18 protein-coding genes are annotated in these 19703 nt (G+C 64.9%); 8 read left to right on the forward strand and 10 right to left on the reverse strand.

Features of this window, described 5'->3' with window-relative positions:
* Positions 1-115 precede the first annotated feature (115 nt).
* Positions 116-1111, reverse strand: coding sequence for a UDP-glucose 4-epimerase GalE (galE, locus tag EJ067_RS12230; protein WP_126089596.1), 996 nt, complete (start codon positions 1109-1111; stop codon positions 116-118).
* Positions 1112-1447: 336 nt separating this feature from the next.
* On the opposite strand from galE, the gene hemA reads away from it, so the two are divergent.
* On the forward strand, positions 1448-2725 hold the full coding sequence (gene hemA, locus EJ067_RS12235; protein WP_126085924.1) for a 5-aminolevulinate synthase: 1278 nt from the start codon (positions 1448-1450) through the stop codon (positions 2723-2725).
* A 244-nt stretch (positions 2726-2969) separates the two neighbouring features.
* Here hemA and EJ067_RS12240 read toward each other — a convergent pair whose 3' ends face one another.
* Positions 2970-4136 (reverse strand): pyridoxal phosphate-dependent aminotransferase, encoded by a 1167-nt coding sequence (locus tag EJ067_RS12240; protein WP_126085925.1) that lies wholly within the window; start codon positions 4134-4136, stop codon positions 2970-2972.
* Positions 4137-4245: 109 nt separating this feature from the next.
* On the reverse strand, positions 4246-4668 hold the full coding sequence (mscL, locus tag EJ067_RS12245) for a large conductance mechanosensitive channel protein MscL (protein ID WP_126085926.1): 423 nt from the start codon (positions 4666-4668) through the stop codon (positions 4246-4248).
* Positions 4669-5008: 340 nt separating this feature from the next.
* Here mscL and EJ067_RS12250 point away from each other — a divergent pair, with 340 nt between their 5' ends.
* Entirely contained in the window at positions 5009-8494 is a 3486-nt protein-coding gene (locus EJ067_RS12250) for a PAS domain-containing hybrid sensor histidine kinase/response regulator (RefSeq protein WP_189510564.1), read from the forward strand.
* Between the two features lie 12 nt (positions 8495-8506).
* Here the strand turns inward: EJ067_RS12250 and EJ067_RS12255 are convergent, their stop codons facing one another.
* Complete coding sequence (locus EJ067_RS12255; protein ID WP_126089597.1) at positions 8507-9142, reverse strand: TetR family transcriptional regulator; 636 nt, start codon at positions 9140-9142, stop codon at positions 8507-8509.
* Between the two features lie 88 nt (positions 9143-9230).
* Between EJ067_RS12255 and EJ067_RS12260 the strand changes: the two genes are divergently transcribed.
* The gene (locus tag EJ067_RS12260) at positions 9231-9887 is read left to right on the forward strand and encodes an O-methyltransferase (RefSeq protein ID WP_126085928.1); all 657 of its coding nucleotides are present in this window, start codon (positions 9231-9233) and stop codon (positions 9885-9887) included.
* A gap of 126 nt (positions 9888-10013) precedes the next feature.
* Positions 10014-11315 carry an MFS transporter gene (locus EJ067_RS12265; RefSeq protein ID WP_126085929.1) on the forward strand — a complete coding sequence of 434 codons (1302 nt, stop codon included), beginning with the start codon at positions 10014-10016 and terminating at the stop codon, positions 11313-11315.
* A 16-nt stretch (positions 11316-11331) separates the two neighbouring features.
* Here the strand turns inward: EJ067_RS12265 and EJ067_RS12270 are convergent, their stop codons facing one another.
* Both EJ067_RS12270 and EJ067_RS12275 read right to left on the reverse strand, forming a co-directional pair.
* Positions 11332-11991 carry a response regulator transcription factor gene (locus tag EJ067_RS12270; RefSeq protein ID WP_126085930.1) on the reverse strand — a complete coding sequence of 220 codons (660 nt, stop codon included), beginning with the start codon at positions 11989-11991 and terminating at the stop codon, positions 11332-11334.
* A 163-nt stretch (positions 11992-12154) separates the two neighbouring features.
* Complete coding sequence (locus EJ067_RS12275) at positions 12155-12592, reverse strand: hypothetical protein (protein WP_126085931.1); 438 nt, start codon at positions 12590-12592, stop codon at positions 12155-12157.
* Between the two features lie 114 nt (positions 12593-12706).
* Here EJ067_RS12275 and EJ067_RS12280 point away from each other — a divergent pair, with 114 nt between their 5' ends.
* From EJ067_RS12280 to EJ067_RS12290, 3 genes are read left to right on the forward strand one after another with little or no spacing between them, the layout of a single operon-like run.
* On the forward strand, positions 12707-13057 hold the full coding sequence (locus EJ067_RS12280) for a DUF952 domain-containing protein (protein ID WP_126085932.1): 351 nt from the start codon (positions 12707-12709) through the stop codon (positions 13055-13057).
* Positions 13054-14127 carry a quinone-dependent dihydroorotate dehydrogenase gene (locus tag EJ067_RS12285; protein ID WP_126085933.1) on the forward strand — a complete coding sequence of 358 codons (1074 nt, stop codon included), beginning with the start codon at positions 13054-13056 and terminating at the stop codon, positions 14125-14127. The genes EJ067_RS12280 and EJ067_RS12285 overlap by 4 nt, the downstream gene beginning before the upstream one ends.
* A 44-nt stretch (positions 14128-14171) precedes the next feature.
* Positions 14172-15134, forward strand: a complete 963-nt coding sequence (locus EJ067_RS12290) for a cysteine synthase family protein (protein ID WP_126085934.1) — start codon at positions 14172-14174, stop codon at positions 15132-15134.
* A 34-nt stretch (positions 15135-15168) separates the two neighbouring features.
* Here the strand turns inward: EJ067_RS12290 and EJ067_RS12295 are convergent, their stop codons facing one another.
* Entirely contained in the window at positions 15169-16506 is a 1338-nt protein-coding gene (locus EJ067_RS12295) for an MATE family efflux transporter (protein ID WP_189510567.1), read from the reverse strand.
* Between the two features lie 123 nt (positions 16507-16629).
* On the opposite strand from EJ067_RS12295, the gene EJ067_RS12300 reads away from it, so the two are divergent.
* Entirely contained in the window at positions 16630-17532 is a 903-nt protein-coding gene (locus tag EJ067_RS12300; protein WP_126085935.1) for a histone deacetylase, read from the forward strand.
* 11 nt (positions 17533-17543) lie between these two features.
* On the opposite strand, the gene EJ067_RS12305 is transcribed toward EJ067_RS12300, so the two are convergent.
* The 3 genes from EJ067_RS12305 to EJ067_RS12315 all read right to left on the reverse strand — a co-directional run bounded on the left by EJ067_RS12305 (position 17544) and on the right by EJ067_RS12315 (position 19458).
* Positions 17544-17807 carry a DUF6460 domain-containing protein gene (locus EJ067_RS12305; protein WP_126085936.1) on the reverse strand — a complete coding sequence of 88 codons (264 nt, stop codon included), beginning with the start codon at positions 17805-17807 and terminating at the stop codon, positions 17544-17546.
* Positions 17808-17996: 189 nt separating this feature from the next.
* Entirely contained in the window at positions 17997-18746 is a 750-nt protein-coding gene (locus EJ067_RS12310; protein ID WP_126085937.1) for a glycosyltransferase, read from the reverse strand.
* A 16-nt stretch (positions 18747-18762) separates the two neighbouring features.
* A complete protein-coding gene (locus EJ067_RS12315) occupies positions 18763-19458 on the reverse strand; it encodes a hypothetical protein (protein WP_189510570.1) in 696 nt (231 codons plus the stop codon).
* Between the last annotated feature and the right edge of the window lie 245 nt (positions 19459-19703).

Here is a 19703-nt window from a genome sequence, read left to right on the forward strand (position 1 = left end):
AACAGCTTGCTGCGCCTAGAGCGGTTCACCGTTTCACGGAAACGGCGAACCGCTCGATTTCCTTGTTTTGACGGAATTCCGGACGGAAACCGCTCACACTTTTCCTGGAATTGCTCTAGCTCCGTGCCGAGTTCTTGCCGGTCAGGATGCGCTCCCAGGCCAGCGCATCCTTGACGATCTGGTCGAGATCGTCGCGCTGCGGCGTCCAGCCGAACTCCTTGCGTGCAAGGTCGGAATTGGCGACGACGGCGGCCGCGTCGCCCGGGCGGCGCTCGCCCACGCGGACGTCGAAATCATGGCCGAAGGCGCGGCGCACGCTGTCGATCACTTCGAGCACCGAATAGCCGTGGCTGTAGCCGCAATTGGCGACGAGGCTCTCGCCGCCCTGACGCAGCCGCTGCAGCGCCAGCCGGTGCGCCGCCGCGAGATCGCTGACATGGATATAGTCGCGTATGCAGGTGCCGTCCGGTGTCGGATAGTCCTTGCCGAAGACCTGCATGAAGGGCCGCTTGCCGAGCGCAGTCTCGCAGGCGACCTTGATCAGATGCGTGGCGCCGGGCGTCGACTGTCCCGTGCGGCCCTTTGGATCGGCACCGGCGACGTTGAAATAACGCAGCGCCGTGTAGCGGATATCGTGCGCGAGGCCGGCGTCGCGCAGCATCCACTCGCTCATCAGCTTGGAGAGGCCGTAAGGCGATTCCGGCGCCAGCCGCGCATCCTCGCGCACCGGCTCCAGCCCGGCGCCGCCATAGACGGCGGCGGTGGAAGAGAAGATGAAATGCGGCACGCCCTCGCGCACGGCGGTTTCGATCAGCGTGCGGGTCTTGCAGGTGTTGTTCTCGTAGTAGCCGAGCGGATCGGCGACCGATTCCGGCACGACGATCGAACCGGCGAAGTGGATGATGGCGTCGACCTTGTTTTCCCGGATGATCCGGCCGACCAGATCGCGGTCGGCGACGTCGCCGACGACGAGTTTCGCCTCGGGCGCGACCGCCCATTCGAAGCCGGTGGAAAGCCGGTCGAGCACGACGACGCTTTCGCCGGCGTCGAGAAGCTCCCAGACCATGTGACTGCCGATATAGCCGGCACCGCCCGTCACCAAAACCGTCATCATCTACCTCGCTGATCAAGATTTATCGGAAACTGTCTCAACAGCCACCGTGCTGGAAACCCCGCCGCAAGCCGGTATTGCTTGATGCATGTCGTCCTCCCAAAACCGCTGCGCACTTTTGGGCGACATGCAATACCCTCCCTGCAGTGTTAAGTCCGTAACAGTTCCTCCCGTCCGAGGCATCGTACTGAAACAAAAACGCATCAAACAGTCGGGAATAGGCCACGATCCGGCGTCGTTAGGAACAGGCCCAGGGCGTGGCATTTTGACCGTTGGGGCGCGGTGGACGTGCACAGGACCAATGACTATGATCCGCGGCAAAATTGGGAAGCCGACATGAATTACCAGCGGTTCTTCGAAGACGCGATCGACCAGCTCCATGCCGAGCGGCGCTACCGCGTTTTCGCCGACCTCGAGCGCATGGTGGGCAAGTTCCCGCGCGCCATCTGGCGCTCAGGCGGCCGCGCCCAGGAAATCACCGTATGGTGCTCCAACGACTATCTCGGCATGGGCCAGAATCCGGACGTGATTGCCGCCTTCCAGACCGCGGCCGGCAAGATGGGCTCGGGCGCCGGCGGCACCCGCAACATCTCCGGCACCTCCAACCCGCTGGTCGAGCTCGAGCATGAGCTGGCCGACCTGCACGACAAGGAAGCAGCGCTTGTCTTCACCTCCGGCTTCGTCTCCAACGAGGCCTCGATCTCGACCATCGCCAGGCTGTTGCCCAACTGCCTGGTGCTCTCGGACGAATTGAACCACGCCTCGATGATCGAGGGCGTGCGCCGCTCGGGCGCCGAAAAGAAGATCTTCCGCCACAACGACGTCGCGCATCTGGAAAGCCTGCTGCAGGCGGCGGGGCGCGAGCGCGCCAAGCTGATCGTCTTCGAAAGCGTCTATTCGATGGACGGCGACATCGCGCCGATCAGGCAGATCGTCGAGCTCGCCGAGCGCTACAACGCCATGACCTATATCGACGAGGTGCATGCGGTGGGCATGTACGGCGCGCGCGGCGGCGGCATCACCGAGCGCGAAGGGCTGGCCGACCGCATCGACATCATCGAGGGCACGCTCGCCAAGGCCTTCGGCACGCTGGGCGGCTACATCACCGGCGCCAGCGCCGTGATCGACGCGGTGCGCTCCTACGCGCCGGGCTTCATCTTCACCACCGCGCTGCCGCCGGCGATCGCGGCGGCCGCCACCACCTCGATCCGGCATCTGAAGCGCTCGCAGGCCGAGCGCGAGGCGCAGCAGCGCCAGGCGGCCAGGACCAAGCAGGTGCTTGCCGCTGCCGGCCTGCCGGTGATGGAATCGGCCACCCATATCGTGCCGGTGCTGGTCGGCGATCCGGAGCTTTGCAAGATGGCCAGCGACCGCCTGCTCGGCGTCCACGGCATCTACATCCAGCCGATCAACTACCCGACGGTGCCGCGCGGCACCGAGCGGCTGCGCATCACGCCGACGCCGTTCCATTCCGACGCGCTGATCGCCGAACTGCAGGATGCGTTGGTCGAGACCTGGGACGCGCTCGGCATCCCCTATGCCACCTCCGGCCGTCCGGCCGTCGCCAAGAGCGACCGCATCATTCCGTTGCTGGTGCCGAAGTCGGGCGGCTGAAGCCGTTTGAACTCTACTCCGGCGGTCATCCGCCGCGGCTTTCTGCGCTTCTACAGCGCCGCGCGTTCATTCGGACGCGCAAAGGACGCTGTAGCAATTTCTACTTGGCGCATGATCCTTTCCGAAGATCGAACCCGATCTTCGGGGTCATGCGCGTGCTCACGGACCTGCCCGCTGCGCTCCGGTACTCGAAAGCCACACCGGCTGACTCACCGGACCGAGTTTCAATCCGGCTTCAGGGCGTTCAGACAGTCTTAATCCACTTCGCCAGGCGATGCGCGGCTTCCTCGAGCTGATCGAGGCGGCGGTGGAAGCATAGTCTGAGGAAGGCCTCGCCGCCGGGGCCGAAGGCCGTTCCGGGCGCCAGGCCGACATTGGCGTTGTCGACGATGTCGAAGGCAGCGGTGCGGGAATCGGCGATGCCGTCGACGGTGAAGAACAGGTAGAACGCGCCTTGCGGCACGGTGAAGCGCGCCTTGCCGGTGGCGCCCAGGATATCGCAGACGAGGTCGCGTGCGGCGTGTGCCCGTTCGACCTGCTCGACGATGAATCCGTCGCCTCCGTCGAGGGCGGCAACCGCACCGCGCTGCATGAATTGGGCGACGCCGGAGGTCGAATACTGGATCAGGTTCTCGAACACCTGCTGCAAGGCTGGATGGGTCTTGATCCAGCCGACGCGCCAGCCGGTCATCGCCCAGTTCTTGGAGAAGCTGTTGACGAAGAGAATCTGGTCTTCCGCCGTCGCGACGTCGAGAAAGGACGGCGCGCGGCCGCGGCCGTAGTGGAACAGCGAATAGATCTCGTCGGCGATGATCCAGAGATTGCGAGCACGGGCCAAATCGAGGATCGCTTGAAGCGTTTCCTTGTCGGCGGTCCAGCCGGTCGGGTTCGACGGGGTGTTTACGAACAGCGCCTTTGTCCGCGGCGTGATAGCGGACGCGATCTTGTCGACGTCGCAGGACCAGCCATTGCCGGACTGGTCGAGCGTGACCGCGACCGGAACGGCGCCGGCGACGCCGGCAGCGGCGGCGAAATTCGGCCAGGCCGGCGACAGATAGATCACCTCGTCGCCGCTGCCGGCGATCGCGTCGATGGCGAGTTGGATAGCGTGCATGCCGGAAGCGGTGACAATGAACTCTTCCTCGGCCAAGCGCTTGCCGAAATGCCTGGCGTAGTAGCGCGCGAGGGCCTGCCTGAGCTCGGGAATGCCTTTCTGCCAGGTATAGAAGGTCTCGCCATTGGCGAGCCCGCGGGCGGCGGCGTCACTGATGAAGGCAGGCGTCGGCAGGTCGCCCTCACCGGCCCAGAGCGGGATCAGGCCTTCGCGCAAGCGGCCATGGTTGACGACGGCGACAATGCCGCTTTCAGGCGCGGCACGGGCCTCGGTGCGCAAGGTCTGGATCAGGGTCATGCAAGAATCCGTCCGGTTTTCCACGACTGCTAACGTCTTTTACGACAGCCGCAAACAGAAAACCCCGGCCGCGAACGGCCGGGGTTTTGGTCCAGAAATCCGCTTCGCGCTATTTCCTGGCGAGGAGATCGCGAATTTCGGTAAGCAGCGCGATATCGGCGGGCGGCGGCGCCGCAGGTGCCGCGGGCTTTTCGCGCTCGAGCCGCTTGCGCATGCTGTTCACGGCCTTGACCATCAGGAAGATGATGAAGGCAAGGATCAGGAAGTTCAGTACAGCGGTGATGAAGCTGCCGTACGCAAAAACGGCGCCCTCCTTCTTGGCGTCGGCCAGCGCTGCCGAATGGACGTTCGAGGACAGTCCGAAGAAGTAGTTGTTGAAGTCCAGCCCGCCGAAGATCGCACCGACGATCGGCATGATGACGTCCTCGACCAGCGAAGTGACGATCTTGCCGAAGGCTGCGCCGATGATGACACCGACGGCCAAGTCCATGACATTGCCCTTGGAAATGAATTCCTGGAATTCTTTCAGCATTCGACCCTCCTTGCCGTGGCCACGCTGCCGTCCTCAGCTTCCACTCGGCGCCAGCCCGCGCTTAGCATAACAAAAACCCCCGGTTGCAAAACCGGAAATAGGGCGAAGCCACCGCTTTGTGTCACAGGTCGCGTCACCAGTTGAATATGCGCCGAAAGCCGCGATGGACTTGGGCTTTAAGCTGTGGTTGCGTCTAAATCGATCCAGCGTTTGATGGAAACGCCGGATCGTTCTAAGTATTTGTTCTTACGCAATTCCGCACCGAAAAAAGGCGATACACTTTTCGTGGAATTGGTTGAACGGACCGGATGGGAGACCGGTCAGGGAGGAAGTTCGAACCGTGCAAGGCTGGTTCGTCGTCATCATCGCGATCGCCTATGTGACGCTGCTTTTTGCCATTGCCAGCGTCGGCGACCGGCGCTCGGTGGCTGCCGGGCTCGGCCGGGCGCGGCCCTTCATCTATGCGCTCAGCCTCGCCATCTACTGCACCTCCTGGACCTTCTTCGGCTCGGTCGGGCTTTCCTCCGAGCGGGGCCTCGAATTCCTCGGCATCTATACCGGCCCGGTGCTGGTCTTCGTGTTCGGCTTCCCGCTGCTCAACCGCATCGTGCGGCTGGCCAAAAGCGAGAAGATCACCTCGATCGCCGACTTCCTCGGCGCCCGCTACGGCAAGAGTTTTGCCGTCGCGGCGATCGCGACGCTGATCGCCACCATCGGCGCCGTGCCCTATATCGCGCTGCAGCTGAAGGCGATCTCCGGCTCCGTCAGCCTGATGATCGAGCACTACACGGGATCGCCGCCCTCTTTCGACCCGTTCGTCAGCGACATTTCGCTTGTGGTCGCTATGTTGCTGGCACTGTTCGCCGTGCTGTTCGGCACCCGCCATGCCGACGCCACCGAGCACCAGGACGGGCTGGTGCTGGCGGTCGCTGTGGAAACCGTGGTCAAGCTCGCCGCTTTCCTCGCCATTGGTCTGATGGTGACCTTCCTCATCTTCGGCGGCCCCGGCGACATGCTGGCGACGCTCGCCGCGAATGCCGAGGTGCGCCAGGCCATGGGCTACAACACCTCCCTGGCCACGTGGCTGGTGCTGACGACCCTGAGCGGCTTTGCCATACTGATGCTGCCGCGCCAGTTCTACGTCACCATCGTCGAGAACCGCAGCGAAGCGGAACTGCGCACCGCGACCTGGGTGTTTCCGCTCTATCTCGTGGCGATCAACCTGTTCGTGCTGCCGATCGCCTTCGCCGGCCTGTCGCTGGTCGGCACACGCACCAGCAGCGATCTTTACGTGCTGTCGCTGCCGCTGTTCAGCGGCCACGACGTGCTTGCCATGGCCGCCTTCATCGGCGGCCTGTCGGCGGCGACCGCCATGGTCATCGTCGAGAGCGTGGCGCTGTCGATAATGATCTCCAACGACCTCGTCATCCCGCTGTTCGTGCGCCGGCTGCTCAAGACCGCCTCTTCGCAGAATGAGGACTGGTCGACGCTGATCCTGAACGTCAGGCGGGCGTCGATCTTCATCATGCTGTTCATCGCCTTCCTCTATTACCGCGAGAGCACCAACAGCGCGCGGCTGTCCTCGATCGGCCTGATGTCGTTTGCCGCGATCGCTCAATTCGCGCCAGCGCTGATCGGCGGGCTGATCTGGCGCCGCGCCAATGGCCGGGGCGCAGCGCTCGGCATGGTCGCCGGCATCGCGGTCTGGGGTTATACGCTGCTGCTTCCCTCGCTCGTCGGTCCCGGCTCCGACTTTGTCGTGCACGGCCTGTTCGGCTTCGAGGCGCTCAGGCCGCAGGCGCTGTTCGGCACCGTCGGCGAGCCGCTGAACCACGGCGTGCTGTGGAGCCTGTCGGTCAACACGCTGTTCTTCGTGCTTGGATCGCTGTCCCGAGCGTCAGTGCCGCTGGAGCGCATCCAGGCGGCGATCTTCGTGCCGCGCGAGGCCGGCCCGATGCCAAGCCTGCGCCGCTTCCGCACCGCCGTCACAGTCAACGACCTCAAGGACACGATTTCCCGCTATCTCGGCGTCGAGCGCACCGAGCGTTCGTTCCAGTCCTTCGAGAAGAACGCGAATGTCTCCCTGCACGGCAAGGAACAGGCCAGCATGGACGTCATCCGCTTCTCGGAGCAGCTGCTGGCGAGCGCCGTCGGCTCATCGTCGGCGCGGCTGATCCTGTCGCTGCTCTTCCGCCGCAACGACCGCGATTCCAAGGATGCCTTCCGGCTGCTCGACGACGCCACCGAGGCGCTGCAGCACAATCGCGACCTGCTGCAGATCGCGCTCGACCAGATGGAACAGGGCATTACCGTCTTCGACCGCGATTTCCGGCTGATTTGCTGGAACCGGCAATACCGGGCGCTGTTCGATCTGCCGGACGATATGGGCCAGGTCGGCGTCTCGCTCGACCAGATTCTGCGCCACCTGGCCGAGCGCGGCGATATCCCAACCGACCAGCGGGTGACGATGCTCAACCGGCTAACCAGCTTCGCGGGTCCCTGGCAGATGGAGCTCAGGACCAGCGGCCGTATCCTGGAGCTGCGCTCCAACCCGATGCCGGACGGCGGCATCGTCGCCACCTACGCCGACATTTCCGGCCGCGTCGAGCAGGACCTGGCGCTGAAGCGGGCCAATGAATCGCTGGAGCAGCGGGTCAGGAGCCGCACCGCCGAGCTCACCCGCGTCAACGAGGAGCTGGCGCAGGCGCAGATGCTCGCCGAGGAAGCCAACCTCAGCAAGACGCGTTTCCTCGCCGCCGCCGGCCATGACATCCTGCAGCCGCTCAACGCCGCCCGGCTCTATTGCTCGTCGCTGATCGAAAAGGCCGGCAAGGGTCGAGCCGGCAAGGCCGCCGTCAACATCGAATCCTCGCTGGAGTCGGTCGAGACCATCCTCGGTGCAGTGCTCGACATCTCACGGCTCGACGCCGGCGCGCTGAAGCCCGAGGACACCACCTTCAGCCTCGGCGGGCTGCTTGGCCAGATCGGCAACGATTTTCGTCCGCTCGCCGCCGAAAAGAAGCTCGGCCTGAAAATCATGCCGTCGTCGCTCGGCGTCATGACCGACCGCAACCTGCTTCGTCGGCTGATCCAGAACCTCGTCTCCAACGCGATCAAATACACGCGCGAGGGCCGCATACTGGTGGGTGTCAGGCGGCGTGGCGAATTGGCTGAGATCCAGGTGATCGACACCGGCATCGGCATTGCCGGCGACAAATTGAACACCGTCTTCCACGAATTCACCCGGCTGGACGAAGGCGCGCGCGAAGCCGAAGGGCTTGGCCTCGGCCTCTCGATCGTCGACCGGATCGCCAGGGTTCTCAGGCTCGAGATCCGCATCTACTCCGATCCGGGCAAGGGAACGCGCTTTTCGGTCATCCTGCCGGTCGCGGCGGTCGCGCCGCAGCCGCGCGAAGTCGGCAAGGCGCCCGCGCGCGCGGCATCCTCACTTGCCGGACTCAACGTGCTGTGCATCGACAACGACGCGCGCATCCTGGACGGCATGCGGCTGCTGCTCGAAGGCTGGGGCTGCAGCGTCGAGACCGCCTCGGGATCGGGCGATTTGTTGCGGCCGGGCGCGATGAGGCCGGATGTGGTGCTTGCCGACTACCATATCGACGGCAGCACCGGGCTCGACGCGATCCACAGGCTGCGCGCCGCTTACGGCCAGGACCTGCCATGCGTATTGGTCACCGCCGACCGTTCCAGCGAAGTACGAGCCGCGGCAAGCCAGCTCGACGTTCCAGTGGTCAACAAGCCGCTGAAGCCCGCCGTGCTGCGTTCGATGATGGCGCGCGTCAGGGCGCTGGCGCCGGCGGCGGAGTGATCCTCTTTCTGCCTACCCCTGGTGTCCCAGGCTTCTGAGATAGGCGCAAAACATGCCGGCGAGGGCGTCGGAATAGGTTTCGATCTCGGCCGACGTGCGCGGGTTTGTCGAAAAATCCGCTCCGACCGCGCTGAGCGTCTTGATGATCAGCTTTCCGGCGAGGGCGCGGACAGGATCCGAAGCTTCTGGCAGCGTCTCCCGCATGAAAACCTCGACGGTGCGGTTTGCCATGGCCCTTGCCTCCTGGGCCTCCGGCGCGTCCCGATAAAGAGGGGCGGCGTCGTTCAGCGCGCCACGCACCGCCGCCTCCTCGCATTCGGAGCGGATGAAGGCATGCACCAGCGTGCGCAGCCGTTCGAGCGGCGGTTTTCCGACGTCCTCGAGAATGCCGCACAAGAGGTCGGTCGTCTGGCGCCATTCATCACTCTGCAGCCGGAACAGAAGCGCCGCCTTGTTCGGGAAATATTGATAGAGCGAGCCGACGCTGACACCCGCCTTCTCGGCGACGCGCGTTGTGGTGAAACGCCGCGCGCCTTCGCTCGCCAAAACCTGAGCAGCCGCCTGCAAAATCGCCGCCACGAGCTCCGTCGCGCGCGCCTGTTTGGGCTGTTTTCGGGTGGAAATTGAAGGGCTTGGGTGTTGGATCATGGCAGCGCTCGGGAATGCGAATTGGAAACCTGAAGGATTATTCGTATTTTTCGAGGCGACACAAGAACACACCCTACCGGAGCCAATCATGCCAACCCTGACCGGAACCCCGCTCGCGCCCCTGCTCACCCGCCTGTTCGAGGAAGCCGCCACGGCGACCAGCCCGGCGATAGCCCGGTACTCGCGCGAGGAACGGGCACGCCTGCTCGGCAGCAAGACCGAGTATCTCGATTTCTACGGCAACCTGAAGGACCTCTGGCTGGCAATCTCGCCCGAGACCGGCACGCTGCTCTACATGCTGGCGCGCAGCACCGGCGCGCGCATCATCGTCGAGTTCGGCACCTCGTTCGGCATCTCCACGCTCTATCTTGCCGCGGCGCTCAGGGACAATGGCGGCGGCCGCCTGATCACGACCGAGTTCGAGCCCTCCAAGGTGGTGCGCGCCAAGGCCAATCTCGCCGAAGGCGGCCTTCTCGACCTGGTCGATATCCGCGAGGGCGATGCGCTGGAGACGCTGGGCAAGGACCTGCCCGACCGCATAGACCTCCTGCTGCTCGACGGCGCCAAGGCGCTCTATCCGGAGATCCTCGGCCTGGTCGAGAGCCGGCTCAGGCCCGGCGCGCTGGTCATCGCCGACAATGCCGACTTCTCTCCGGAATATCTGGAGCGGGTGCGCTCGCCGGCATCGGGCTACATGTCGACGCCGTTCGGCGACGACGTGGAACTGTCGATGCGGCTCGGCTGAACCGCGCAAGGCCAGCAGATCAACAACTCACGCCGCTCTTCGAACGGCCGTAGGCGTTCACGTCAGCCAACGCGCCATCCCGGCCCTTGGGCTTCGAGCCCGGGGCCCTGACGCGTAGGTGACATCATGACCACAATTTCATCCTCCTGGCTCGGACTGCCGCGCCCGGCGCTGCTCGGCCTCTTCCTGTTCTTCTGCGCAGGCTTTGCCGACGGCGCGCTGGTGCCGTTCTTTCCGCTCTGGGCAAGCAGCGAAGCCGACATTCCCATCGGCGCGATCGGCCTGCTGTTCGGCTGCTATGCCGGCGGCGAACTGGTCGCGGCGCCGCTGATCGGCGGCGTTGCCGATCGGGTTGGCCGACGGCCGGTGCTGATCCTGTCGTCGCTCGGGGTGGGGTGCGGCTTCCTCGCCCTGTTCTTCATCCACGGGTTTGCGGCCACCGCGATCGTGCTCATTTTGACCGGCATGTGCGAGTCGGTGCTCCATCCGACCATCCTCACTGCGATCGCCGATGTGACCGAGCCGTCAGCGCATCCGCGCTGGTTCGGCATGGCGCGCGTCAGCTCGAGCGCGGGGCAGATTCTCGGACCGGCCTGCGGCGCGCTGCTTGCGCTGCTGTCGCTCAGCACCGTGTTTCTCGCCGCCGGCGGCATGCTCATTCTGGGCGGTGTCGTGATGCTGGCGGCGCTTGGCGAGACGATCGGCAGCAGACGCGTCGGCGACCGGCAGGAGGAGGAAGAGGAGGAAGGCCTGTCGGCGCTGCTGCCGGCCCTGCGCGACGGCCGCCTGGCGAAGCTGCTCCTCTGGGTCGTGCTGTTCGAGATTTCCGGCAACTGGATCGAGGCCGTCATCCCCCTCTACGCGCGGGACGCCGGCACGCTTTCCCCATCCGGCGTCGGCGCGCTGTTTGCCTATGCGGCTGCTTTGACCGTGGGCTTGCAGATGCTGGTGAGCCGTTTTGCCGGGGCGCGATCGGCGCTTTGGCTGACGGCCGGCGCAGGCCTCTCGACCATCGCCGCCTTTGTCCTGCTCATGGCTTCGCCGGCAACCCTCTCGCTGATTGCCGCGGTCAGCCTGTGCTCGATGGCGCAGATGCTGGTCGGTCCGCTGGTGCCGACCGCCGTCAACGCACTCGCGCCCGCAGCGCGGCGCGCCTCCTATATGGCGGCTTCGTCGGTGGCGGTGGATCTCAAGGATTCGCTCGGACCTTCGATCGGCACCGCGCTCTATGCGCTCGCGCCCCGGCTGCCCTGGGCCGCCGGCATTCCGCTGGTGGCCATCGCGTCTGTCGGACTGGGCGTGGCGATCGGCAGGGCGCGTCAGGTTTCCGGCCCGGCCACAGCGGAGGCGTGCTTCGATGCAGAGGCCGCCAGGCCGGAGACACCCGCGGCCTGGTCGACAGGCCCGGCGATGGAGGAATACTCTTGAAACAGGAGGGCGGCGATCAGGCGACCGGCTGCAGCGGGTCGCCGCCGATCTTGGAAAGCTGGATGACCGCCTGGGTGCGGCTGTCAACGCCGAGCTTTTGCAATATGGCCGAGACATGCGCCTTGATGGTGGCTTCGGAGACGCCGAGCTCATAGGCGATCTGCTTGTTGAGCAGCCCTTCGGCCAGCATGCCGAGCACCCGCGTCTGCTGCGGGGTCAGCGCCTGCAGCCGCTTGATCAGGTCCGAGATTTCCGGATCGCGCTCGACGCCGAGCTCGATGCCGGCAGGTGCTGCGATATCGCCGGCAAGCACTGCCTGCACGGCGGCGCGAATTTCCTCCATGCTTGCCGATTTGGAGATGAAGCCGGAAGCGCCGAGATCGAGCGCGCGGCGGATGGTGACGAGATCATCATGCGCCGACACCACCACCAGCGGCACCGATTGGTGGATGCCGCGCAGCGAGATCAGGCCCGACAGGCCACTGGCGCCGGGCATCGACAGGTCGAGCAGCACCATGTCGATATCCTCATTGGCCATGACCAGCGCCTTGGCGCCTTCGAAATCGCCGGCCTCATAGATGGCGGCGACGTCGCCGATGCCGGCAAGCGCCTCCTTCAGCGCACCGCGAAAAAGCGGATGGTCGTCGGCAATGACGAAAGTGTGGCCCGACGGCAAATATTCCTCCCCGATCCCATCGCTGATTTGTCTGCTTCTTGCGGGATCGGGACGATTATGCGGCCGCGCGGCGCGTTTTCAAGCGGCAAAGACCGCTCTTGCTCCCTGTTTTAAGCAATTTCGGAGGGAAAACCGCTTCGCGCTTTCCTGCAATGCTCGTGGCTCACGTCTTTTGCGGGTCAGGCTTCACGCCGCCGCCGCCGTTTTCCTTGTCCATATCCTTGACGATGTCCATGAAGCTGCGGAAGAAGCGCTCCATGTAGCTCATCGTCTTGTTGAAATCCTCCTCGCTCGGCAGTTGGGATTCCAGCCGGGCGGAGAGCGAATTCTCGAGCTTGGCGACGCGCTCATCCAGCGCCTTCACCGAACCCTGCAGCCGGTCGATCTCGTCCTGGAAGGCCGCACGCTCGTCGGCCGCCATCTTGCAGACGAGCTGGCCGGAGCGCTCCTCGCAGATCGACATCGCGCCGGTCTGGGTGTCCATGCGCACATAGCCGTTGGCCGATTTTTCGAGCCGATAGCGATCGGTCTCCTCGGAATAGGCCGATGCGGCGACCAGCGAGCAGAGCGCCGCCGGGATCAGGATGTGCTGCAGACGCATGTTGTTTATCCTCCATGAGCCGTTGAGCCAAGAATATCACAGGTTTGCGCCTGAAATGGGGAAGAGTTCGCGGGCACCCTTTCCCCCATGGTTCGTTCGGACTATAGCGCGACAATGTCTCAGATTATCTACAAGATCGCGCCTGAAGCCATGTGGCGCGAAGCGGAGCGGAGCGGCCGTTTCACCGGAGCGCCGGTCGACATCGCCGACGGCTTCATCCACTTCTCCACCGCTGCGCAAGTGCGCGAGACGGCGGCCAGGCATTTCGCCGGGCAGACAGATCTGCTTCTGATCGCGATCGACGAAGCAAAGCTGGGCGATGCACTGAAATACGAAGTCTCGCGCGGCGGCGCCTTGTTCCCGCATCTCTACGCCGCACTCGACCTCGATGCGGTCGTCTCTGTGTGGCCACTGCCGCTCGGCGCGGATGGCTCGCATCGATTTCCGAAACTGGAGGGCGAATGAGCGTGCTCGACCGGATCGGCCAGAAACTGCTTTTCTCCCTCGATCCGGAAACAGCGCATGGACTATCGATCGCGGCGCTGCGCTGCGGCCTGCCGGTCGCTTCGCCAGCCCCGCGCGACGCGCGGCTCAAGGTCAGCCTTTGCGGCCTCGATTTCCCGAACCCGCTCGGCATGGCGGCCGGCTACGACAAGAATGCCGAAGTGCCGGATGCGCTGCTCAAGCTCGGCTTCGGCTTCGCCGAGGTCGGCACGATCACGCCGCTGCCGCAGGCGGGCAATCCAAAACCGCGTATCTTTCGCTTGACGGCGGACGAAGCGGTGATCAACCGGCTCGGTTTCAACAATGAAGGACACGCAGCCGCAGAAAGGCGTCTCGCCGCGCGCAACGGACGTGACGGCATTGTCGGCGTCAACATCGGCGCCAACAAGGACAGCGCCGACCGCGTCGGCGACTATGAGCGCGGCGTCGCCCGCTTCGCGCCTCACGCCAGCTATCTCACCGTCAACATCTCATCGCCCAACACGCCGGGCCTGCGCAACATGCAGGCGCGCGAGCATCTCGGCGAGCTTCTTTCGCGCGTGATGGCGGCGCGCGCTAAGGCGTCGGCGCAGCCGCCCGTCTTCCTCAAGATCGCGCCGGACCTCGTCGAAGCGGAATTGGAAGACATCGCCGCTGAGGTTGCCGAGAAGAAGATCGACGGGGTCATCGTTTCCAACACCACGCTGTCGCGGGCCGGGTTGCGCAGCGCAAGCTTCGCGGGCGAAGCCGGCGGGCTGTCGGGCAAGCCGCTTTTCGAGCGCTCGACGGCGGTGCTCGCCCGCATGCGCAAGCTGCTCGGCCCCAAAATGGCGATCATCGGGGTCGGCGGCGTCGATTCTACCGAGACGGCGCTGGAGAAGATCCGCGCCGGCGCCGATCTCGTCCAGCTCTACACCGGCATGATCTATGCGGGACCGGCGCTGGCTGGGCGCATCGTTGCCGGCATGGCGCGGTTCGCGGATCGGGAGCGTCTCAAATCCATCGGAGACCTGCGCGACACCGCCTGCGCAGAATGGTACAAACGGCTCTGACGAGCCCACACGAAACCAGCCCCACGAAACCGGGGAGACAGACAATGGCCGAGGTTCTGAACTCCGTCGCAGACGCGATCGGCGGAACTCCATTGGTCCGGCTCGACAGGCTGACGGCGCAGGCGGGCGTCAAGGGCGAAATCCTCGCCAAGCTGGAGTATCTCAACCCGGGCTTTTCGAAGAAGGATCGCGCGGCGCTTGGAATAATCGAGGAAGCCGAAAGGTCCGGAGCCATCAAACCGGGACAAACGGTAGTCGAGCTTACCTCCGGAAACATGGGCACGGGCCTCGCGATCGTCTGTGCGGTCAGGGGCTACCCATTCGTCGCTGTGATGTCGAAGGGCAACTCTGAAGAGCGCGCGCGAATGATGACGGCGCTCGGCGCGGAAGTGATTCTCGTGGACCAACTGCCGGGGTCGGTGCCGGGGCAGGTGTCGGGTGGCGATCTGGCGCTCGTCGAGCAGACCGCCAGGGCGGTGACGACGGAACGAGGCGCATTTCGCGGCGATCAGTTCCACCGCGACGGGAACTGGCTTGCGCATTATCACGGGACCGGACCGGAAATCTGGGACGCCAGCCATGGCACCGTCGACGCATTCGTCGACTTCGTCGGCTCGGGCGGAACCTATGCGGGGATAGCGAGGGCGCTCAAGGAACGCAATTTCCTGATCAAGTGCTTCATCGTCGAGCCCAAGGGCGCCGCCGCCATCGCGGGAGAACCCATCACCCAATCCGAACATCCCATTCAAGGCGGCGGCTATGCCATGCCGGATCTGGCGTTCCTGCGCAACGTGCCGGTCGATGGCTATCTTCAGGTTTCCGGCGGTGAGGCACGTGAGGCCACGCGCCTGCTCGCGCGCAGCGAAGGCATCTTCGGCGGCTTCTCCTCCGGAGCGAATGTGGCCGCAGCATTGCGCCTTCTAGACGGCGATCAATCAGGCAAGACGATAGCCGTCGTCATTTGCGACTCCGGACTGAAGTACCTGTCGACCGACCTCTGGCACTGAGAGGCAACGCCGGCCCCCTGTCCGCGACGAAGCGCTAAAAAGCCGTCCGCACCCTGAGCCTCAGCACAGCGAGCAGGCTCAAACCCCGCACCAGCAGGAAGACGTGAAGTGCCGCCCACAGGCCGCTGTTGCCGAAGGCCGGCGCCAGCGTGATCAAAGCGGCGCTGAAGGCGAGGAACGACAGCAGCATCATGTTGCGCATATCGCGCGACCAGGTGGCGCCGATGAAGACGCCGTCCATCTGGAAGGCGAGCACGCCGCTCAGCGCCGTGAAGGCGGCCCAGGGCAGATAGGTGTCGGCGGCATGGCGCACATCCGCCGAGGTCGTCACCAGCGCCACCAGATTGGCGCCGGCCGTGAGCAGCACCAGGGTCGCAATGCCGGCAAGGCCGAAGCCCCAGATCAGCGTCAGCCGCACGGCCTGGCGGAAGGGGGTGGCCGCCTGCGCGCCAATCGCGCGGCCGGTGAGTTGCTCGGCGGCGGTGGCGAAGCCGTCGAGGAAATAGCCGGCGACGAGAAAGAAATTCATCAGCACGGCGTTGGCGGCGAGCGTCACCGTGCCGAACTGCGCGCCCTGCCTGGTGAACAGCGCGAAAGCGGCAAGCAGCGAGAAGGACCGGATCATGATGTCGCGGTTGAGCGACAGCATGTGCCGGTAGGCCGGCAGGTCGAGGATGCGCCGGCGCGACGGCCGCTCCAGCTTGCGGAAGCGGCCGAGCACGATGGCAAGGCCGAGCAGCATCGCCAGGAATTCGCCGGTGACGGTCGCCCAGGCGACGCCGGCCACGCCCCAGCCGAGCTCGAGGCCGAGCAGGAAACAGAGCAGGATGTTGATGCCGTTGAGGACGGCTTGCAGCATCAGCCCGAGCCCGCCCTCGCCGCGGCCCAGCACGTAGCCCAGAATGGCGTAGTTGATGAGCGAGAAGGGCGCCGCCAGCAGCCGGATGCGGATATAAGTGCCCATCGCCTCATTAACGCGCGGCTCGGCGGCCATGAACCATTGCCCGGCTAGGGCAACCAATGGCGCCAATGCCGCAAACACGACGCCGGCGACGACCGCGATCAGCACGGCGCGCCAGAGGACGGCCTGTTCCTCCAGCGGATCGCCGCGCCCGAAAGCCTGGGCGACGAGGCCGGTGGTGCCGGAGCGCAGGAAGTTGAAGGTGGTGAAGACGACGTCGAACACCAGCGCGCCGGCGGCCAGGCCGCCGAGCAGGGCAGCATCGCCGAACTGCCCGACCACCGCGGTGTCGACGATGCCGAGCAGCGGCGTCGTCAGATAGGCAAGCGTCATCGGCACGGCAATCGCCAGCACCGAGCGGTTGGTGACGATGAAGGACCTGGCGTTGATGTGGGTCGCACCCTTGTCCAAGGATTGCTGCCTTGTTCATTGCGGCTTGATCGAAGAGCCGATGTGCCCCAGTTTGCCGGTGCCGCGCAATCGCCATCCGGTGATCGCCAACCGAATTCCAGCTCTGGCGCAGGCCGCCCCATCATGGCTTTGCAGATCGTCCACCACCCCGACTACGACGCCGGCTTCGCCGTCAACCACCGCTTTCCGATGAGCAAATATCCATTGCTTATGGAGGCCCTGCGCAGCCGTGGCCTGACCGTTTCGGAAGCGCTTTCAATGCCGGAACCGGCGCCGGCCGCGTGGCTGAAACTTGCGCATGCGGCCGACTATGTCGACCAGGTGCTCGCATGCGAGGTGCCTGAAAAAATCGAGCGTGAGATCGGTTTCCCGGTCGGCCGGCGCGTGTCGCTGAGGGCCCAGCTTGCCGCCGCAGGCGCGGTGCTGGCGGCGCGGCTGGCGCTGAAACACGGCATTGCCTGCAACGCCGCCGGCGGCAGCCATCATGCCCGGCGCGCGCAAGGAGCCGGCTTCTGCACCTTCAACGACGTGGCCGTCGCCTCGCTGGCGCTGCTTGACGAGCGCGCAGTCGAAAACGTCCTGGTCGTCGATCTCGACGTGCACCAGGGCGACGGCACGGCGGACATACTCAAGGATGTGCCCCGCGCCTTCACCTTCTCCATGCATGGCGAGCGCAACTACCCGGCGCGCAAGATCGCTTCCGACCTCGACATCGCGCTGCCGGACGGCACCGGCGATGCCGCCTATCTCGACCGCCTCCGCGCCATTCTTCCGGAGCTTTGCGCAATACGGCGCTGGGACATCGTCTTCTACAACGCCGGCGTGGATGTCCACGCCGGCGACAGGCTTGGTCGGCTGGCGCTCTCCGACGACGGCCTGCGCAGCCGCGAGGCGATGGTCATCAGCCATTTCCGCATGGCCGGCATTCCGCTGTGCGGCGTCATCGGCGGCGGCTATTCGACCGACGTGCCGGCATTGGCCGCACGCCACGCCATTCTGTTCGAGGTCGCAGCCGCCTATGCCTGAGGATCGCCAGGCTACTTCCTGTAGCTGGCGATCCTGAGCAGGATGAAGGCCGGAACGACGATCGCGGCACCGAGCAGGATATAGCCCAGGAAACGGTCGATGGCATGGAAGCCGAGGTTCCACAGATCGATGAAGAACTGGCGGATGCCGTAGAAGACGTCCATCGGCGACCAGCCGAAGGCGTGCATGACGAGGCCGACGAGGAAGGAAACCACCAGCAGCTTCACGAGCACCCTGAGTGGCGTATCGCCGAGAAAGCGTGTCAGTGCGGACAAGGCCGTTCTCCGGTTCGAGCTGCCCCGATTCGGGAGCGCGGCTTCAGGAATACGCACTCAGGCGTCAGTCATCAAGGATTTGCGGGACTGGGCGAGCATGCGGTCGGGTATCTGGCCAAGCGGCGATGTCGCCGGGACCGTGCGCCCATTCATCCACTTCTTGAGTATCTGTTCGACCAACGAGACCGGTCAAAGTCGCCAGCGCAAGATGCGGGCCCAGGGCGGCCGGTCGCGATAGACCTCCCGCGAACGCCAAAGCCGGTTGTAGCGGTTGCCGCCGCCGATGCCGAGCTGCGATATCGGCTTGCCTCCGCGCTTGCGCTTTATCGCCACCAGTTCTCCGTCATGGCTAAGGGCATGGCCGGGCCTCGTCGTGGACTCTCCGTTCGGCAACGGCAGTTGGACCGCTTCGCCGACGATGAGGTCCTCGGGCTCGCAGGTCAGCGCGATGGCCTTGCCGAACAAGGTCGGGCCCGTCGGGCAAAGCGCCGTCGGTCCATAATATTCAAGCTTCACATTGGCACAGACGAGCTCGATGGCTTTCGCCATCGCCTTGTGGCGCCGCGGCGCGGCCACCACACCGATGCTGGTGTCCCAAGGCGTCGAGCTCAGGAAGTCACGGAAGATCGAGAGCCTCCCGTCTGCCCGGGGAACGCCGCGCAGGAAGAAATAGGAGAGATCAGCATAGAGCCCACCGCGCTCATGGAGCAGGCAGTATCTGGCGAGGTCGGCCTTGTAGGCATAGGGCCTGAGCGTCCGGAAGGCCGAAAGCACCTCGGCGTCGAAATGCGTTGCAATGAACTCCGCCAGCGCCGCCTCCCGGAACAGGAAATGCTCCTGGCCGGGATGAGAGGTCTTGAACGACTGGATGTTCTCCGCAACGAGCCCGGAAACCTCCTCGCTATCGCCGTCCGTTATAAGGATGCTGAAAAGCGGCATCGGCACATCCTCAACGTCAACGCGCGTCGAAGGCGGTCAGTTTCTCCCAGTCGCGCCACTGGTGGGGGTAGGCCTTCAGATAGGGCAGATGGCGGTCTGCGAAGTCCTGCGTGGCGCCCTGGATCATTTCGGCCTTGTCCCGGCGCGAATCGAGATCGATCGGCCGCTCCACGCTCACGCGGATCTTGCCAGAGCTGTCGTCGCGCACGACGAAGACCGGCAGCAGCTGTGCCCCGGCAACTTTTGCCAGGCGGGGCGCGCCACCGGCAAGTTCCATGGCCGATTGGCCGATGCGGGCGCTCACCAGCAACTCGCCTTCCCAGGCGCCGGCGGTGATGGAGACAAATCTGTTTTGACGAAGCAGGCGCCTCGCCTCGTTCATGCTGGCAGCCGGATTGGCGCGGTCGATCACGACGCGGCCGGCCGCGTATTTCAGTTCCGCGCCCGTCCTGATCGGATTGAGGAACCGGATGCCGAAGCGCGACTTCGAGAAACCGTGCTCCGGCCTGCTGACGTGAAAGACCTCAAAGTCAGCCCTTGCGAAAGCCATCTTCGCGGCGAGCGCGTTGAAAGCGAAATGCGCGATCCACAGGACAGCGCCGTGGCCGGCCTGGCGCGCCGCGTCGAGATGCTCGAGACCGCAGAGCTCGATCTCGGGCGCCCAGCCGACGAGCCGCTCCCGCACGATCTGGATATTGTGTTCGCTCCGCATTGCTCCGACGCGGCGCCGATCCGCGCCGCCGGCCACGCCAAAGGCGGCCAGGTCCTGTCGCGGAGCGATATCACCTTGAGGCAAGGAAGGCCGTTTCAGCCGCTCCATCCAAAGACAGACATTTCGCCATCGCGCTTCGGGCACGAGCAGCGAGACGATGGCAAAGATGGGAAGCCTGAACAGGAATCCCAAGTCTTCCGACGTGAAGAAAGCCCCGGAGCGAGAGGCTCGCTTCCTCTTTCGAA

Source organism: Mesorhizobium sp. M1D.F.Ca.ET.043.01.1.1 (assembly GCF_003952385.1).
In the GTDB taxonomy this organism is placed as follows: Bacteria; Pseudomonadota; Alphaproteobacteria; order Rhizobiales; family Rhizobiaceae; genus Mesorhizobium.

What these genes read in the sequence shown, in the direction of transcription:
- galE (WP_126089596.1), bottom strand. Translation starts at nt 1,111, where the DNA reads ATGACGGTTTTGGTGACGGGCGGTGCCGGCTATATCGGCAGTCACATG.
- hemA (WP_126085924.1), top strand. Translation starts at nt 1,448, where the DNA reads ATGAATTACCAGCGGTTCTTCGAAGACGCGATCGACCAGCTCCATGCC.
- EJ067_RS12240 (WP_126085925.1), bottom strand. Translation starts at nt 4,136, where the DNA reads ATGACCCTGATCCAGACCTTGCGCACCGAGGCCCGTGCCGCGCCTGAA.
- mscL (WP_126085926.1), bottom strand. Translation starts at nt 4,668, where the DNA reads ATGCTGAAAGAATTCCAGGAATTCATTTCCAAGGGCAATGTCATGGAC.
- EJ067_RS12255 (WP_126089597.1), bottom strand. Translation starts at nt 9,142, where the DNA reads ATGATCCAACACCCAAGCCCTTCAATTTCCACCCGAAAACAGCCCAAA.
- EJ067_RS12260 (WP_126085928.1), top strand. Translation starts at nt 9,231, where the DNA reads ATGCCAACCCTGACCGGAACCCCGCTCGCGCCCCTGCTCACCCGCCTG.
- EJ067_RS12265 (WP_126085929.1), top strand. Translation starts at nt 10,014, where the DNA reads ATGACCACAATTTCATCCTCCTGGCTCGGACTGCCGCGCCCGGCGCTG.
- EJ067_RS12275 (WP_126085931.1), bottom strand. Translation starts at nt 12,592, where the DNA reads ATGCGTCTGCAGCACATCCTGATCCCGGCGGCGCTCTGCTCGCTGGTC.
- EJ067_RS12280 (WP_126085932.1), top strand. Translation starts at nt 12,707, where the DNA reads ATGTCTCAGATTATCTACAAGATCGCGCCTGAAGCCATGTGGCGCGAA.
- EJ067_RS12285 (WP_126085933.1), top strand. Translation starts at nt 13,054, where the DNA reads ATGAGCGTGCTCGACCGGATCGGCCAGAAACTGCTTTTCTCCCTCGAT.
- EJ067_RS12290 (WP_126085934.1), top strand. Translation starts at nt 14,172, where the DNA reads ATGGCCGAGGTTCTGAACTCCGTCGCAGACGCGATCGGCGGAACTCCA.
- EJ067_RS12300 (WP_126085935.1), top strand. Translation starts at nt 16,630, where the DNA reads ATGGCTTTGCAGATCGTCCACCACCCCGACTACGACGCCGGCTTCGCC.
- EJ067_RS12310 (WP_126085937.1), bottom strand. Translation starts at nt 18,746, where the DNA reads ATGCCGCTTTTCAGCATCCTTATAACGGACGGCGATAGCGAGGAGGTT.
- EJ067_RS12315 (WP_189510570.1), bottom strand. Translation starts at nt 19,458, where the DNA reads ATGCGGAGCGAACACAATATCCAGATCGTGCGGGAGCGGCTCGTCGGC.